Source organism: Nitrosospira sp. Nsp1 (genome assembly GCF_900100985.1).
Classification (GTDB): domain Bacteria; phylum Pseudomonadota; class Gammaproteobacteria; order Burkholderiales; family Nitrosomonadaceae; genus Nitrosospira.
In genome coordinates this window covers 1-15,358 of record NZ_FMUF01000020.1, presented here as the reverse complement: position 1 = coordinate 15,358, position 15,358 = coordinate 1, and the positions used below count along the sequence as shown (strand labels likewise).

14 protein-coding genes and 3 pseudogenes are annotated in these 15,358 nt (G+C 49.9%); 9 read left to right on the top strand and 8 right to left on the bottom strand.

All coding sequences use genetic code 11. The annotated features are described in order from the left end of the window. Positions 1 to 1,379: 1,379 nt before the first annotated feature. Complete coding sequence (locus BLP78_RS11805) at positions 1,380 to 1,739, bottom strand: hypothetical protein (protein ID WP_090459450.1); 360 nt, start codon at positions 1,737 to 1,739, stop codon at positions 1,380 to 1,382. Between the two features lie 125 nt (positions 1,740 to 1,864). Beyond that, a complete protein-coding gene (locus tag BLP78_RS16295) occupies positions 1,865 to 2,113 on the bottom strand; it encodes a DUF2188 domain-containing protein (RefSeq protein WP_090459449.1) in 249 nt (82 codons plus the stop codon). A 691-nt stretch (positions 2,114 to 2,804) separates the two neighbouring features. Between BLP78_RS16295 and BLP78_RS11790 the strand changes: the two genes are divergently transcribed. From BLP78_RS11790 to BLP78_RS11765, 6 genes are all read left to right on the top strand, one after another. Further along, the gene (locus BLP78_RS11790) at positions 2,805 to 3,869 is read left to right on the top strand and encodes a tyrosine-type recombinase/integrase (protein ID WP_090459444.1); all 1,065 of its coding nucleotides are present in this window, start codon (positions 2,805 to 2,807) and stop codon (positions 3,867 to 3,869) included. A gap of 178 nt (positions 3,870 to 4,047) precedes the next feature. Next, positions 4,048 to 4,668, top strand: coding sequence for a virion core protein, T7 gp14 family (locus BLP78_RS11785; protein WP_143002953.1), 621 nt, complete (start codon positions 4,048 to 4,050; stop codon positions 4,666 to 4,668). Between the two features lie 33 nt (positions 4,669 to 4,701). Next, complete coding sequence (locus BLP78_RS15635; protein WP_176752857.1) at positions 4,702 to 5,106, top strand: hypothetical protein; 405 nt, start codon at positions 4,702 to 4,704, stop codon at positions 5,104 to 5,106. Positions 5,107 to 5,536: 430 nt separating this feature from the next. After that, the gene (locus BLP78_RS11775) at positions 5,537 to 6,241 is read left to right on the top strand and encodes a hypothetical protein (protein ID WP_090459441.1); all 705 of its coding nucleotides are present in this window, start codon (positions 5,537 to 5,539) and stop codon (positions 6,239 to 6,241) included. A gap of 247 nt (positions 6,242 to 6,488) precedes the next feature. Beyond that, positions 6,489 to 6,890, top strand: a complete 402-nt coding sequence (locus tag BLP78_RS16290; RefSeq protein WP_218118975.1) for an antA/AntB antirepressor family protein — start codon at positions 6,489 to 6,491, stop codon at positions 6,888 to 6,890. A 220-nt stretch (positions 6,891 to 7,110) separates the two neighbouring features. Further along, positions 7,111 to 7,494, top strand: coding sequence for a MarR family winged helix-turn-helix transcriptional regulator (locus BLP78_RS11765; protein WP_090459439.1), 384 nt, complete (start codon positions 7,111 to 7,113; stop codon positions 7,492 to 7,494). A gap of 306 nt (positions 7,495 to 7,800) precedes the next feature. Here the strand turns inward: BLP78_RS11765 and BLP78_RS11760 are convergent. Further along, positions 7,801 to 8,064 (bottom strand): annotated as a pseudogene (locus BLP78_RS11760) (IS30 family transposase); the annotation flags it as partial. A gap of 92 nt (positions 8,065 to 8,156) precedes the next feature. Here BLP78_RS11760 and BLP78_RS11755 point away from each other — a divergent pair. Both BLP78_RS11755 and BLP78_RS11750 read left to right on the top strand, forming a co-directional pair. Further along, entirely contained in the window at positions 8,157 to 8,843 is a 687-nt protein-coding gene (locus tag BLP78_RS11755) for an IS110 family transposase (protein WP_090459438.1), read from the top strand. A 288-nt stretch (positions 8,844 to 9,131) separates the two neighbouring features. Beyond that, a complete protein-coding gene (locus tag BLP78_RS11750) occupies positions 9,132 to 10,679 on the top strand; it encodes a peroxidase family protein (RefSeq protein WP_090459436.1) in 1,548 nt (515 codons plus the stop codon). Between the two features lie 184 nt (positions 10,680 to 10,863). Here the strand turns inward: BLP78_RS11750 and BLP78_RS11745 are convergent, their stop codons facing one another. The 4 genes from BLP78_RS11745 to BLP78_RS11730 form a co-directional block, all read right to left on the bottom strand. After that, positions 10,864 to 11,868 (bottom strand): hypothetical protein, encoded by a 1,005-nt coding sequence (locus BLP78_RS11745; protein WP_143002951.1) that lies wholly within the window; start codon positions 11,866 to 11,868, stop codon positions 10,864 to 10,866. A gap of 32 nt (positions 11,869 to 11,900) precedes the next feature. Then, complete coding sequence (locus tag BLP78_RS11740; protein WP_090459432.1) at positions 11,901 to 12,485, bottom strand: hypothetical protein; 585 nt, start codon at positions 12,483 to 12,485, stop codon at positions 11,901 to 11,903. An 18-nt stretch (positions 12,486 to 12,503) separates the two neighbouring features. After that, positions 12,504 to 12,962 carry a C39 family peptidase gene (locus tag BLP78_RS16285; protein ID WP_371128880.1) on the bottom strand — a complete coding sequence of 153 codons (459 nt, stop codon included), beginning with the start codon at positions 12,960 to 12,962 and terminating at the stop codon, positions 12,504 to 12,506. Between the two features lie 121 nt (positions 12,963 to 13,083). Then, positions 13,084 to 13,710 (bottom strand): hypothetical protein, encoded by a 627-nt coding sequence (locus tag BLP78_RS11730; protein ID WP_143002950.1) that lies wholly within the window; start codon positions 13,708 to 13,710, stop codon positions 13,084 to 13,086. 177 nt (positions 13,711 to 13,887) lie between these two features. Here BLP78_RS11730 and BLP78_RS11725 point away from each other — a divergent pair. Beyond that, positions 13,888 to 14,992: pseudogene (locus tag BLP78_RS11725) on the top strand (IS3 family transposase). Between the two features lie 96 nt (positions 14,993 to 15,088). Here the strand turns inward: BLP78_RS11725 and BLP78_RS11720 are convergent. Beyond that, positions 15,089 to 15,358, bottom strand: a pseudogene (locus BLP78_RS11720) (IS5/IS1182 family transposase); the annotation flags it as partial.

Below are 15,358 nucleotides of genomic sequence, written 5' to 3'. Positions count from 1 at the left end.
TTCGGACAGTTACGGGAACACTGCCAATATCCACAGGTACCCTGCTGGGGCCACCGTGATTATTCCAGGCGGGAACAATATAGGAACCTCAGGCACCCAATTGGTACCACCTGGAATGGGCGTAAACTCCATGCCTGGGATAAGGTACGATGGATATAGGTAACAAACGCACCTCCACGGTATTACCTCAGCAGCCCCAGGACTCATCCACAGGCTCTACAGTAGATTATCTACCCCTTGCCTAGACTTGCCCCTATGGTTTGACCTTCTAATGCACTGTAGAGCTTCCTAGCGCGTTTGTATCTTCTGGTATAGACTCCCTGGCAATGGCTATCTGTATTCATGCAGGAACAGGTACCCCTGAATTGGATGGGTTGGAAGCGTGAAAAGGTAATGTAGTCATAGGCTTACAGCAATAATGCCATCTATAACCCCACTCAAGCATAGCAGCCCTCCCCCCGGTGATCTAGTAGTGTATAACTAGTAGTGTAACTATAGGTGTACTAATGGTTAACTAGTAGTTGCCCTTATGGTGGGCTGATGGTTGGCCTCTGAGTGTCTGGTGAGGAAGGGCAGTGTGCTTGTCACAGTAGCCCCTTACCTGCTCCCCCCATAAGTAGACCTCTACCTCACTACCCAGTCCATAAGGTAGGCGGTCTAGAGGATTCTATGGGAGCTTAGGTAGTGCCCGCAGACATACTCCCTACACTGTGAACCCCCCAACAATATTCCCCCTGTGTATCCTCCTCTCGTAGCAACTTATGCTGCCTACAGTGCCCGAGAGGTGTGTCACACAGGGACCCCATCAATGGATATTGAGTGTATGGGGATACTGTCCCCCCTCAATGTCCTATGATTACTCCGTCCCCTAGAGGGCCTAACCCTTCCATAGGGACCTAGAGAGAGTCCCAGGCTCTGCATTACCGTGCAACCTGGTTGATACAAATTGTAAGTTCTCTCACGAGGAGTGCTTGCAATAAGAACTGACCCAAAAGGTCAAAGGCAACGTCACGGGTCCCCACAAGGCGCACCCCCTACTAGCCCCTCCAGGTACCTGATAGACTTTTTCAGTCTGTCTTTATCTGGGGGGGCTTTCTCGCTGGATAGGACAATCCCCCAGTGTGGCACCTAATGTCCCCTTAAAGTCACCCTCAGGCTCATCAGGAGGACACAGGATGAGCTAGAGTACAAAGTCTAGAGATAGGTAGCCAAAGCTCATAATAATGTACTGTAGAGCTTCATAGGCGGTCTGCTGTAGACCCTCCTTACTCTGCTATTCCATAGTAGAGGATTGACTACTTTCGTTTGTCTGGCTTACTCGTGGTTTTCGGGCGCGGCTCACACTTGTCCTAAGGCTGTGTTGATGTCTGCTGGCATGTTTATTTAACTGGTCTATATCGTAACTCATTTGCTTTAGCTTTCGCAGCTTCGAGTTCAAGCTGTATTGCCTCAAGAAGCTCAGCAGCGTCCCTACGCGCCACATTCTGCTGATAGCAAGAAAGGTTGAGAAGTAGGGGTATGGTGCCTTCTATTAAATGTGGATGACTTTTTGCAAACTGAAGAATTGCAGTTCTAATCTTTTCCTTTGAATGGGGAAGCTCTTGCACATCCCTTATAACCCTATCCACTGAAGAGTAAGAGTTAACATAATCCTTCAATACCTGCTTGACTTCTAGCTCAAGCATAGGTGTTCGGCCATCCCGCATTAATGAGTTAATAAGCTTTTTTAGTATATGCATTCATATCTTCCCTCTAGTCTATCCCTCCGTAGTGGGAGCGTATAGGTACTGATAGCTACCACCCACAGGCCCCTATGCGCTCCCTTTCATGGCTATCATTCCTCCTCGAATCGAATAGCAGCGCCCTAATGCTCCTTATCTTTTGGCGGGTTGGGGTCATTCCCAGGCGCTATAGTGTCTTTGCTGCGAATCTTCCCATCTACGCCCTTAGTGATCAGTTCGCCGCCCCCCTGATTGATTAGCATCTCCTTCGCTGCTTGTATGGCTTCCTTTTGAGTCCCATGAACGCTAGAAGACCGCTCAGCGTCATTCCTTTTGTTCCCCCAAGTCCCATCGGGACCTTTTGATACCGTTCTGTCTCTACCTTTACTCACTTCGTCGCCTCCCTTTGATGTGCCAAATAATTATTAACTAGCCCACACCTGTGCTACTACGGCATTAGAAGCCATTTAGTTGAAGCCACAAATGAAATGGAAGTAGCGCCCACCGCCATTTCAGGTGACACATTCTTCTATTGTATCCCCATGTTTTACCCAGTTTTCCTCCTCCTACTTCCAACATGTCAAAGCAATAACAATTCTATCCTCTTACAGTTTATATAGCTCCAACAGTAATTACCCCAGCCCAAGAAAACTCTTCTCTAACATACACTTATTCGTTACTAATCTTTTATTTTCCTTATTTTACTACTATGATAATAGCCTTAAATACCCTAGCCGCCGCACTTCAAGCATTCAAGCAGTTCACCAATGAACCGGACGTACAAATACAGACCGTGCAAACCTTCCTAGTTATCGCAGCTTATGGAAATCCCGGCCTAGATGAATTAGCTAGGCAAATAGGACTCACCCAACCCGCAGCTAGCCGGAACCTAAAGAAGATGTGTGAAGGCCCACGGGGACAGGAAGGTTATAGCCTCATAACCATGACACTAGACCCGCTTGATAACAGGAGAAGAATAGTCAAGTTGACGGCCCGGGGGCATGAGTTAGTGCGGCATATTGAGAATGCAATGCTCCCGCCTATCCGCTCTCATGTTATTCGCGAGTTAATGCGAGGATAGTCATGTTAAAGGTACGCTCCCCAGGGAATATCTATTGGTGCGACTTCAGGACCCCTGAGGGTAAGCGTATAAGGAAATCCCTGCATACTACTGATTACGCAGAGGCCAAGGCTCTTGAAACAAAGCTGAGATACGGTGACAAAGAGGCCAACAAGCAAACACCTGTAGGGACAATCACTCTTTCTGAAGCATTCGCCCATGCCCTGCGTGTACGTGACCAGTGGCGGTCTGCAAAGAGATTGGATTCTATTGAATTGATTTATAAAAGCATGGAGGACCACTTTGGGGCGAAGCGTACACTCTCCAAGATAACTGATGAGGTCCTTCTAGATTATGCGGAAAGGCTTAGGCGACGCGGCAAGAGCGCCTCCACGATCAACAAAAGGTTATCTCTTGTTTCGGTCCTATTTGATGAAGCGATCAAGTGGAAGAGGTACAAAGGGGAAAAGCCTACCATGGTGCGCTACAAGGTTCGGAATGCTAGGAGAAGGCTTATAACCCCCGCTGAAGAGGCCAGGGCAATTTCACTTTGCATCCAAAGTAGTCCCTTTGAAAAGGCAATGGCGGACCTTATTGTTATCCTTGCTGATACCGGGATGCGCCAATCAGAAGCCCTCGGAATTCAACCTAGGAATGTGGATGTGGACAACAGGGCAGTCCTGATTGTGGATACCAAGAACGGGGATGATAGGATTGTGCCCTTAACCACTCGCTCCTTAGAGATTCTCAAGAGGCGCAAAGTGGCTCCAGTGTTTCGCCCTCTGAGTCCCAGCGTCATCATTCATACATGGGCGAGGATTCGGATAAAGATGGGCCTGGAGCATGATAAAGAGTTTGTCCTTCATGCCTTCCGTCATACCTATGGTTCCACCCTGGCTAACGCAGGCACGGATGCTTTCCGCTTGCAGAAAGTCATGGGGCACAGGAGTATTCAATCAGCCCAGCGATACATCAAGGTCTCTCCCTCAGCCCTAAAGGGTCTTTCCAGTATTATCGAAGCGCGCACTAGCAAGTATGAGGAGGAGGTATGCGCCCATAGCGAATCAAAGGAAACCACGAATAAATAAACTCTTACTCCCCCTCTCATTACTACAGTTCGCTCATAGTGCCCGGAAAAGCCTATGTCCTTCCACTTTAATAAGTACCTGTTTTCCTCCCATATAAACCACCCTTCTTTCAGAGAATACAAAATGTACCAACCTATTAATAAACCGAAGTACCAATGGAAGCCGCTAGGGGAGCATCATGTGTGAACCTATATCAATCTCAGCAATGGCCACCAGTATAGCGGCTGCTGCATCCAGTGCGGCTGCTGCTACCACTGCTGCTGTCACTGGTATGTCCACTGCTTCGGCACTGGCTGCTGGCTCATTAGCGGTAGGGGTAGCAGGTGCTGGTGCCTCCTACATGCAGCAGAACCAACAGGCAAAGTTTCGTGATAAAGCTTCCCAGGCTAACTATTCACAGCAGATGGGCACCTACAAGGAGCAGCAAGACCAGGTAAACAAGAACTCCATTGACCAGATGTCACAGCGTGCACGGGAGAACATGATTCAGGCTGCAAGGATTAGGGCAGTGCATGGTGAGTCAGGGCTGGGTGGCAACACCAATGATCGAATAATCAACGAGAACTCTTTTAACTTTGGTACCGATGTGTCCTCCATAGAGTCCAATAGGCTTGCTCAACAAAGACAACTCAACCAGGAAGCCAAGAGTATCCGGGCTGGTGCACAGACACAGATTAGCCAAATACCGAGACCTAGCCTCATAGGTACCGGCTTGCAGATTGCTGGCTCAGCTATGGACGCTGCAACCACCTACAAGGGCCTCAAGGCTCCCCGTAGCAAGACACTACCTCTGTCCTAGAGGGAGTGGAATCAAATCAAAGCACCAATAACCATGTCCTCACTGGAGATGGTGGAGTTCATTAATAGCCAGCGTGGGAATGATGAGGCGTACCTACAGCACAAGCATTTCCTTGCCAAAGTCCCCCAGGTGTTAGGTGAAGATGGATCGGCCAAATTTTCGGCCAATCTTCCTGATGCTTACGGGAGAGATAGAAGGGGCTACCAGTTCCCCAAGCGGGAAGCCTGTCTGATGGCTATGAGTTACAGCTATGAGTTACAAGCAAAGGTGTTCGACAGGATGACAGAACTGGAAGAAGGGAGGCCTAACACTCCAACCATCCCCCAATCCCTGCCTGAAGCCCTACGCCTAGCCGCTGACCTAGCTGAACAGAATGGGAAGCAAGCCCTCCTTATCGAGCAGCAGAAGCCAGCAAGTGTCTCTCAGTTCCACCCCTGACCCCCATGCTTTCCCTTTGCGGAAACTTTGGGGGTCCTTTTGCGGCCTATCCCATATATGAGGGAGTCAGCACCTGAGTTTAGTGGCTCATCAGGAAGCCTTTAGATGAGCTAGAGCAAGGCGAATGACCATTAAGCCGATAAATCAATTGTGGGCCACCAGAAAGCCCTTCCTGACGATTCCTGCAAATCCTCTCGTAAAGACTGGCTCACCGCTAACAGTGGGAGTAGTATCAAAGGCTGTAGATGAGACAACAATATAAAAAGGAATAACAAGAATGAAAAGCTTACCTCTCCCCATGCTCCCCTCCCTCTCAGCGAGAAAAGTCAAAGCAGACCTCAAGCGGTAGAAAGTGGAAACATTGACAAAGCTTAATCATCCTTGATGCAGAGCTAGATCGACAGTTGGCTGAAAAAGCTAAAGTGCAGAAATGACCACCAATAACTTAAGTGTAAGCTCGCTCGTCCAGTTAGATGAGGTATCGAGCGTGAGCATCAAGACACGTGTGAATCTGGCGTGGCACCACCTTTTTGCTGCAAGCCGTGCAGTAGGCCATGTGCGCCAAATCGAGAAAGAATACGAGTCGGTACCATATGGTCCCTTTTGGGAGGAAATTTTTCACAGGTCACTTAGTATTGTGACGCTTACCGTGGCTTCACTTGAGGGCTTAGCAAACGAGCTTTACTTCGAAAACTCCGCGATTGAACCTACACTGAACCCAGCCGCAGCAGAGGTGGTTGCGAGGGTAATCGACAGGGAGAGTATTATTACGAAGTTTGACCTTGTGCTCGCCCTTCGTTCAGGTAAACGAATGCCCCGAGATACGGGAGTTGTCCAGAATGTTGAAGCTCTTGTCAGCCTACGCAATGCCGTATTGCACTTTAGGCCCGAGTGGTCCTGCCAGCAGGATAGGCATAAGAAGCTATCCGATAAGCTTCTCCATAAGTTCCAACCATCACCTTTCCTTCCCAATGAATCTCTCTTCCCGCGCGCCTGGGCTTCTGGCTCATTTGGGGTTTGGGCACTAAAGGCTACAGTGAATTATCTCGACTATTTCTACAATGAGGTAAATATCCGCAGCCCGGTAAAAGAGTACCGCGTCGCCCTGTCTGAATACTCGGGAGCTACGATCTAACAACAAACCAGCGCGCGCCCATCAATTGGATTCATATAAGCTACAGCTTTGACATTATTAACACTGTCACTGATCAGCATCGACTAGTAAGCACGGAATACCAAGGCACCCCTAGAGGGGGCCACCTAATAGGTTTAACCCCAAATTTATGAATGGGTACCCTGCGTACCAGCTCCTTGTTCTTCCCTCTCTCCTACCTCATGATCCATTAAAGCTCAGATAGAGAGGGCGCGGCTAGTTAGATGGCGTGATTACTGCTTCACAGAGGTTTTCCCCCAAAAAAGGGAATACTCCCCAAGAGGTAGGTCGCACGGTAGGAAGCGGGGTAGTACGGGCAGTTAACGCTCGGGAACTACATGGGTTCCTGAGTATTGGGAAAGTGTTTGCCGCCTGGATTCAGGAACGGATTGCACTATACGGATTCGTTGAGAATCAGGACTTTGTAGTTGTTTCCGATTCTGGAAATAACCCAAAAGGTGGACGGCCATCCAGGGACTACCACATCACCTTGGACATGGCTAAAGAACTGGCCATGGTGGAGCGCAACGAGAAGGGTAAGCAAGCAAGGCAGTATTTCATAGAGTGTGAACGTAGGCTCTTGAAGTCCACCCCCAGGTCCCTCAATCCCTACCTGAAGCTCTCCTCATAGGTTAAGGGTAATCTCTAGTGTCCGTTAGGGGGTCCTAAAGTTTCCTCCTAGTTACTCCAGAAAACGGACCACCGCAGTCTGACAATCTTTTCAGAATTCCTTGGGGCACGCTTAAATACTCAGGGAGGAGGGAAAGTCTTCGCTATATCGTCCGTTATAGGCAGTGGAATACAAACTTCCATCCTCTAAATTTCAATCGCCGCAACAGATAAACCACACTATGTTAATCACCGTAACCACACTCTCTGATGCACTCGCAGCATTCAAGGACTTCACTGGGGATGGAGATGTTCAAATCCAGACCATCCAGACATTCCTGAAGATTGCTCTCGGCGGGGGAGCTACAACCAATTATGAAGATATAGCCAAAACCGCTGGGGTCACCCAGGCTGCGGTATCAAGAAATATAAAGAAGCTAGCCACCGGTCCTAAGGCACAAGTGGGCTATGGTTTAATCACGGTAGAGCTGGACCCCTACGATTCCCGCAGGCGGGCCATAAAGCTCAGTGCGCGAGGCCACGAGCTAATCCGGTTTATTGAGGACAGGACAATGCCCAAACTCCGATACTACTTTATCCAAGAACTGGTAGTGAAGCCAACATGAGTATCAAAACTATGTGCGGGTTCGGTTCCCACTTTAGCAAGGGGAGATGACTTTCATCACACCCACAGCTTGTGGTACTCTTGTGGTACTTTCTTCAACCTGCCACCATAGAAGCTAGTAATGGCGCGGTTCTTCAGGACTGGTTTGAATGCCTTATTCCGGCTCCGGGCACCAATAATCAATTACTTGCACATGTTTGGATTTTCTTTTGGAGGAGGGATGAATTATTAGTAAGCCTATAGTAAGCAACGGCGTCAAGATGATTTCTGCATCTGTTTTATAAATTATCAAAAAATATGGGTGAATTCACTTTCCAACCGCACCAAGCTTAGCCTCAAGGAAGACTTCATGAGGAGTCCGGTAGCCGAGGCACTTGCGGGGTCGATGATTCAGTATTTTCACGACAGCTGCAAGTTTTTCCGGGGTTACACTTCTAAAATCTGAGCCTTTTGGGAAATATCTTCGCAACAAGCCATTTGTGTTTTCGTTGGTTCCGCGTTGCCAGGCTGAATACGGGTCGGCGAAATAAACCGCCAAACCTGTGCCCTTTTCAATATCAAGAAAACGGGTGAATTCTCGACCGTAGTAACTGCAGAATAGGTGTCAGCCATTGAAGGTAATGGCATCCTTGGGTTTCTCTAAGACCGAAGGAGATCACTATCATGGCTGACATTACCGATATTAGGACTGTTTATCACTGGATTGCAATTGATGTGGCACGGTACTGGAACGCTGTCTTGATTGAAACAGCCACCGGGCAGCGCCACCGCTTCAAGATGAGCAACACCGCACAAGACTTTGAGCGTCTGATCACCTTCATTCAGGGTCTAGGAGGCCGGTCGCGCGCCGGCCTTGAACCGACGGGTGATTATCACCGCGCTCTGGCTTATCGCCTGGCCCAAGCTGGAGTCGAGGTAGTCAGCATTTCTTCGGTAGCGCAATCGCGCTACCGTGAAGCGATGTTCAACTCGTGGGACAAGAACGATCCCAAGGATGCCGGAGTCATTCTTGAAATGCTCAAGCAGGGCCGGACACAGCAGTATGTGGATCCCATGCTCGCGGGCCACCATGATCTGCAGGAACTCTCCAAGACGTATTACCAGATCTCGCGGGCACGAACCCGGGTTCAGCACTCCATCGTCAACCACCATATTTCCCTATATTTCCCGGAGATGCACAAATACTGGTGCAGCACTCGCTCTGACTGGTGGATAAGATTCATGATCGAATTTCCCACACCGGCACATGTTCGCCAGTTGTCGCAGGAGGCGTTCGTCGCAGCAGCCTGGAGCATCGTCGGCCGCAAGGTCAACAAGCAGAGCAAGCTTGGGGAGATGGTCCACCTTTAATGTGGCGCAATTCGCTAAGTAAATAAAGTCGCCTTGTAAAATGCGCGGAAGGGTCTAAGCTGATTTAAAGAGGGCTTCAAGTGAAGAAAACTTCTAAAGCAATTCTCGTATTATTAGCGGGGTGGACTGCTGGAGCCATTGAAGCGAAGGCGGTTTTTATGGGATTTAGGCTTTCCAGCCAGAGCGTGATGTTGGGGAGTATGGTCGCAGCTGACTTGTGGATTTCGTCGGTATGCTCGTACAGGGTTTGATCCCTGTTTAAGGAGAAACTTTGAAGGGGAAGTCTACATGCTTGACAAGCTACCTGCTCCTATTCTACGTGCGATCCTAGCATTAATCTCTCGATGGCCCTGGTTGCACCAGAAGATTAACGCTCTTGCGATTAATGCCACCGTTAATGTTGCCCGCTCTCGCCCCCATCCATTAACCACCGCGCACGATTACGTATCATGGGTAACTCTTACCGACAAAAAGTGGAGTGCGAGGCACTTGCCGCCTAATGACAAGCCGAATGTGTCGAGCATCGAGGAAGTGGTGAAATTGTTCATCCGCCCTGAGGGCGGGCAGAAACTGTCGACCCGTTCAAGTTGTCTCTTTCCCGCTTTTGCCCAATACTTAACAGACGGTTTTATCCGCACACGGATGCCAACTGATAAGGAGCCTGAGAGCGTACGATTGCAGAACACATCCAATCATGACATAGACATGTGTCCGCTTTATGGACGTACCATCGAACAAACCGATGCTTTGCGGTGCAAATCACAAGCTAAAGGAGCGCGCGGGCGCCTAAAATCCCAATGGATCAAAGGCGAGGAATATGCGCCTTTTTTGCTTGAGGATGGCATTATTAAATCGGAATTCGAGGCTCTGGATCATCCTCTGTTGCTCGACAGCGTAATCGGCACTCCGCTGGCTGAAACGATCTTTGCCTTTGGGGGGGACCGTACCAATGCTGCCCCCCAGGTGTCCATGATCAATATATTGTTTCTGAGAGAACACAACAGGCTAGCTGGGATAATAGAGAACAACAACCCTGATTGGGACAATGAACGTATTTTTCAGACTGCTCGAAATGCCGTTATCGTACTATTCATCAAAATTGTAGTAGAGGAATACATTAACCATATTTCTCCGACCATTCGTTTTCATGTTGATCCGCGTATTGCGTGGAAAGCAGACTGGAACAGACCCAATTGGATTACCACCGAATTTAGCCTACTATATCGATGGCACTCACTTGTCCCCAATCAGTTTCGCTGGGGAGGAAAGGATTACCCATTCTTCGAAACCCTTATGAACAACGGGCTGCTCTTGGATGGGGGCCTGTCACAGGCTTTTGAAGATATCAGCGCATGTCGGGCTGGTCGCTTGGGGGTCTTTAACACACCTCAACAGCTAAAAGAACGTGAACTTAGAGCAATACAGCAAGGTAGATTGTGCCGCTTGCCCGCTTACAGCGATTACCGGGAATATGTCTCGTTGCCGCGCCCAAAATCCTTTAGCGATATTACACAAGACCCTGCTGCTTTAAGCTTGTTAAAAGCTGTTTATCGAAACGTTGATGATGTTGAGTTCTACCCAGGCCTATTTGTAGAAGACCTAGATACCGACTCACCACTTCCGCCGCTTATGCGCAGAATGGTTGCTCTGGATGCTTTCTCCCAAGCTTTGACTAACCCATTATTTTCGAAGCATGTATTCAAACCAGAAACGTTTACAGATGTTGTCTGGGGAATAATACATTCCACAAGCAGTCTTTCACACATTCTCACGCGTAATATTCCACAACGCCTTTCCACTTTAAAGGTTAGCATGAATCTGCCTTTAGCCACCTAGAAACAGGTGTACGGTTTAGGCGATTTTGACACGATGTGAAATGTAAGCCTATCTCGGGCTCGTCCGTCAAGATGTAAAGCAAGTCTTCTTTAAAGTGAGCGTTGGGATAGAGTTACCTAGTTACAGCTATCGAGGCAAGTCCTAATATCTACTAAGGGGAGTTTTATCAACAACTAGCGGATTTCTACTTGCACTCGGACGGCTTTGCCTGACAGTTAGCTAATCGAGCAGTCTGCGCCATTACGTCTGCTTGTGACTTCAGGGCGTTGGCCTTGGCTGCGTCGCTGGGAGAAAGAGCTGCGTCTAAGGTGCTCGCAGAGTTCAGAGTGGCAGCGAACCCGGAGGTCTTCCCATAGGAAACTTGCGTCAAAACACCGGCTTCGTTAAGTTGGACCGAGAATGTGGCCTTTCCGAAAAATGCTCCACGGGGAACGGGAAGCTCATAGGTATGAGCAGTTGGAACTACTACAATGCTTTTGCTGATCGCAATTTTATTTTTCGTTACTGTCACCGTGGCCAACGCCGTTTTGGCAAGCTTAAGGGGCACAGTGTGCTTGCTGGAGCCATTAGCACTCTGTTCAACGAGTACTGGATTATCAGTGGCGGCAATTTCAACCTCCACCTCAAATAAGGGAAGCTTCACAACTTTGCCCAAGACGTTGTGAATATCTCCATAGTTTTCGCTAACATTTAATCGCGACGGTTTCATTCGCTTCGTCAAATCATCCACCGCGCTTTCATAGACAATTGTGACGGGCTTGCCGCCCCTTGATGCCACTACTTTACATGCGGCTGCGGCCGAATCGTCTGGGGGGCCGGCGCCCACGGCGACAGACAAGATTACTGTCGCAGCCTTGACAATGGCCTCACCTTGGCCCGTTACCTGAGAGTTAAGAGATTTTATGCGTCCGTCGTCGTACCAGGCGAAGGTGAAGTCATTGTCAGTGAAACCTCCACCCAATTTGGAGGCGTCGAACTCGAATAGCGGGGCTCTCCGGTCACTGGAGTATACTGAAGCAACACTTGGCGTATTAAGAATGATGAGTCTCTTGTCGGCGTCACAATCAATTGTCTGAGTAACAGTGACTTGGGCCGTTGCTTTTGCAGGGTAGTACTTGTAGACGAGCGGCGGTGTGGATGCGCACCCCGCAAGCATGAGTGCGCATAGTCCCACAAGAAAACTTTTCATGAAAGCCACCTGGATGGTTTTATTTAACGAAGTCAATTGGTAGGACCTGTCGAAGGCCTGCCACTACCGGTGGCGACGCGAAGCACAGCTCGCGACCGCAATAACGGAAGGATTGTCGGCAGCATTTGGAGTGAGGCTGAACCTGGTGGCTGTCCTTCGAGTAGCGGAACAAACCAGTGTTGTCGAGACCCTACCAGCCACAAGGCTATGAAGTTCAGCGCAGGTACGTCCAAGAGTCGTGGCTCGTACTCTTCAGCGCTACCGGCCAGTTGTTTGTCAGCGAGCGCCGAGGCCTCGAGGAATCGTTCCGTGACGATCCCATGCGATAAGCCGCCAAAGGATGCTCCCTTTGCTCCTTCTTCACCACGGATATCGACCAGCCCTGCTTTACTTGAGCCGAGAACTGGGTATCGCCAGCCGGTTTGCACGGATTGCTCAAGCGCGGTGTCGTTCTGAAGATTGTCAAGCGAAAGATGGTAGAAAGGAACTGGTCCTCCCGCATGTGACGCTCCACCCAGTGGAGAGAATGCGGCGGTCTTCGCGGGTGCGCGCGCCGCAAGAGCGGCCGCCATCACTGTTAATCCGTCACTCGGACCTTGATAGGATTTGATAGTCATGGCTGCGCTCCCGGGAGACTAAGCTTGAGTGTGATACGACCAATCCCACGTTCCTGACCCGCGGTAGGAGTTTACGAATGTATTGTAGGGTACCCGTGCCGGGTCGGGTCCGTACAGAGGATCATCAACGATGACATCATCTGTGGACCAGTCGTATCCCGACACCGTCACGAAGTGACCACCACCGCCTGCCCAAGCGATGTGGCAGCAGACTGGAGCGCCATTGTCGATTTGCGCTTGCAGATCAGCCCTGTCATCAGGAGCGGCAATTGCAGAGCCCTGAAGATTGTTGGTTTGACTAAGAGGAACGTCCAATACGTAGGGGATATCGCAAGGAGCGGGTGTAATGCAGCAGCTTTCCCCTAGACAGGTCATAGCAATTGCACATTGGCTCCACTGAGAGCTCGCATCAAAGTAGATGGAAACACTCGATGTGGTCGCAGCCCAGCACCACTTATCCCGTTGTTGCTTTTGCATTGAAAAGGTCAACTGATTTGCGCCAGCACCTCCTATGGGCGAAGCTTCGCTAAAAGATGAAACCGGGGGTAAGAACTTAGAAAGCGGCATCAATGGCCCCAGAAAGCTCGGCAACGACATTTCAGCCTCCACCAATAATTTGTTCGATGCGCCAAACAACTACCGCTCGAACTTCATCGGGGGTTGGATTTTGTCTGCCGCTTCCGCCCATTGGCGATCCCCCCGGCTGTAACTGTGTTTTCAGGTCCTTTAATTGCCCGAGCATATTGTTCTTTGTCGCTATCGCGTCGGAGGCCCTCAACGCATTGACTGTAGATGCTTGGTTTGCGGACGCGGCGGCACGTTCAGCAGGAATGCGGCCGAAGTAATAGCCAGTAACGGTACCCGCCAAGGCCAAGCAGGTTTGGATGACCGTGGACTGGTGCTGCCAGAGTGCTGGGTCCACGCCTGCCGGGGAGAAGAACATGTTCCAAAGAAGGATCAGTGTCATCCCCACGATGGCAATTGCTAGAAGTGCTGCGACAAGTTCCTTGGGCCAGTCAACAAAATTATTTACGGTGGGGGCCAATGGATTCGGTTCGGGCGGGTTTACTGGTGGCGTATTGTTTGTCATTTGGCCTTCATCCTTATGGTCCATTGGTGCTGTAGTCACGTCTAGTGACAAATATATGATTAAATCATATATCACTATTTCTGGCTCTGCTACAAAAAAAATTGATTTTTGACGAAAAAGGTAGCTGATAGGCATAATCAAAAACATAAGCAGGTGTCGGTGCAAAAAAGACCTCTTTCTCAGCAGGCCGCTATAGCGGGACAGCTAGCTTCGAGTTTTACCCCGACTTCACGGACAATCTAAAATGCTGATGGACTTCCTCCGGTCTAGTGGGCAAACCGGGGCTATGATTTGAGCTTAGGAGGAAGTCCTCTGAGCACCCAGCGTTTTACCCCGGAGTTTAAGGAAGAAGCGGTTCGGGCAGGTGATTGAGCGTGGATATCCTGTCAGCGAAGTTGCCAGTCGTGTTGGTGTGTCGATTCACAGCCTGTATAAATAGGTTAAGGCTGTCGCGCCCGACAGAACAGCGAGTTGGAGAATTATTGGAGGCCAAGAGCGAAATTCTAAGGCTGCGAGCACAACTGCGCCGTACCGAAGAGGAACGCGATATCCTAAAAAAGCCGCGCGGTACTTTGCCAGGGAATCCGAGTAGGTACCGCTTTATTAACGAGCATTGGCAGGAATACCGGGTGACCATCCTGTGCTGGGTGCTGCAAGTAGCGCGCTCAGGGTTTTATTAGTGGGTGCAAAGCCCATGTCGGATCGTGCACTTGAGGACGAACGCCTGCTGATCTTGATTCGCGACTCCTATATGGTTAGCGGCAAGATCTACGGCTCCCCACGTGTATTTGGGGACCTGCGCGAGGCGGGCGAACAATATGGCAAACATAGGGTGGCCCGACTGATGCGAGGCCATCAGATCAGGGCTGTTCGCCGCTACAAGGCTCCCAAGCATATTGCAGGCAGACCATCCATCGTCTCACCCAACCGCTTGAAGCGGGAATTTGGCATGGGTAACGGATATGACCTAGATCCGCACCTGGCAAGGTTGGCTGTACCTGGCTGTAATCGTGGATCTATACGCCCGCAAGGTGGTCGGGTGGTCCATGAAGCCGACACTGGCTCGAGAGCTGGTCCTTGATGCCTGTTGATGACCGTGTGGCGACGCAAACCCACGCAACCGGTTGTGGTGCACTCCGATCGAGGCAGTCAATAGGGCAGTGATGACTGGATCCGCTCCTGCCATTCCCACCACTTACTGTCCAGCATGAGCCGGCGCGGAAATTGTTGAGATAACGCGGTAGCGAATCTTTTTTTAGTAGTCTAAAAAAAGAACGTATCCGCAAGCGGATCTACAAAACAAGAGATCTCGCTCGTGCCGATATTCGATTACATCGAGGTCTTCTACAATAGGAGCCGCCGACATAGTCATTTGGGCGGCATGAGTCCCGAAGCGTTTGAATGTGCTTCGTTATGAGGCCACGGAGTGTCTACCGTTCCGGGGGAAGTCCATTGGGCTTAACCAAACCGTCCGTGAAAATGGGATAAAACCCAATTAACCGCCTAGGGCCTATTAACACAATCTAAGTGCTTCGACGATCAAAGCGAAGTGGATGAAGCCAGTGAACATTACATCCAGTTTCTCGAAGCGGGAGAAGATACGGCGGAATCCTTTCAGCCTCCTGAACAGTCGCTCAATCTCGTTACGCCGCCGGTACATAACCTTGTCGTATTCCCAAGGCTCAACGCGGTTGGCCTTGGGCGGGACTACCGGAATGAAACCAAGGTCCAACGCCAGTTGCCGTGTTTCATTCCCCTCGTAGGCGCGATCCATTACCAGATG

Excerpts from the sequence above, each read along its gene's own strand:
- BLP78_RS11805 (WP_090459450.1), bottom strand. The coding sequence starts at position 1,739 with ATGCATATACTAAAAAAGCTTATTAACTCATTAATGCGGGATGGCCGA.
- BLP78_RS11790 (WP_090459444.1), top strand. The coding sequence starts at position 2,805 with ATGTTAAAGGTACGCTCCCCAGGGAATATCTATTGGTGCGACTTCAGG.
- BLP78_RS11785 (WP_143002953.1), top strand. The coding sequence starts at position 4,048 with ATGTGTGAACCTATATCAATCTCAGCAATGGCCACCAGTATAGCGGCT.
- BLP78_RS15635 (WP_176752857.1), top strand. The coding sequence starts at position 4,702 with ATGTCCTCACTGGAGATGGTGGAGTTCATTAATAGCCAGCGTGGGAAT.
- BLP78_RS11775 (WP_090459441.1), top strand. The coding sequence starts at position 5,537 with ATGACCACCAATAACTTAAGTGTAAGCTCGCTCGTCCAGTTAGATGAG.
- BLP78_RS11765 (WP_090459439.1), top strand. The coding sequence starts at position 7,111 with ATGTTAATCACCGTAACCACACTCTCTGATGCACTCGCAGCATTCAAG.
- BLP78_RS11755 (WP_090459438.1), top strand. The coding sequence starts at position 8,157 with ATGGCTGACATTACCGATATTAGGACTGTTTATCACTGGATTGCAATT.
- BLP78_RS11750 (WP_090459436.1), top strand. The coding sequence starts at position 9,132 with ATGCTTGACAAGCTACCTGCTCCTATTCTACGTGCGATCCTAGCATTA.
- BLP78_RS11745 (WP_143002951.1), bottom strand. The coding sequence starts at position 11,868 with ATGAAAAGTTTTCTTGTGGGACTATGCGCACTCATGCTTGCGGGGTGC.
- BLP78_RS11740 (WP_090459432.1), bottom strand. The coding sequence starts at position 12,485 with ATGACTATCAAATCCTATCAAGGTCCGAGTGACGGATTAACAGTGATG.
- BLP78_RS16285 (WP_371128880.1), bottom strand. The coding sequence starts at position 12,962 with ATGCAAAAGCAACAACGGGATAAGTGGTGCTGGGCTGCGACCACATCG.
- BLP78_RS11730 (WP_143002950.1), bottom strand. The coding sequence starts at position 13,710 with ATGCCTATCAGCTACCTTTTTCGTCAAAAATCAATTTTTTTTGTAGCA.